The organism is Peribacillus sp. SIMBA_075 (assembly GCF_046534585.1).
This window is the reverse complement of sequence record NZ_JAWRYN010001438.1, coordinates 1-242: the sequence shown is the minus strand read 5'-3', so window position 1 is coordinate 242 and position 242 is coordinate 1. Positions and strand designations below refer to the sequence as shown.

At 49.2% G+C, this 242-nt stretch carries 1 pseudogene; it reads right to left on the bottom strand.

Going from position 1 to position 242, the window contains the following annotated elements:
* A pseudogene (locus SB775_RS33115) lies at nucleotides 1–203 on the bottom strand (2-oxoacid:ferredoxin oxidoreductase subunit beta); the annotation flags it as partial.
* Between the last annotated feature and the right edge of the window lie 39 nt (nucleotides 204–242).

The following is a 242-nucleotide window of genomic DNA, read 5'->3' as shown; positions in this document are numbered from 1 at the left end:
CCATGGATACCGTGGAAACCATAGCAGTTGATGTAGCCGGAGATACGACCGGAACAACCGATACCGGAAATAACCGCCAGATTTTCAGGTTCCAGACCTACGTTAGCTGCAGCGCGTTGAATCGCTGCTTGGATGGAGAAGTCTCCACAGCCTGGGCACCAGTTTGGCTTAACGTTATTTCGAAACTCTTTCATAGTCGCCATGTTTAACCAGCTCCTTCACTTCAGCATAGATTTCCTTCG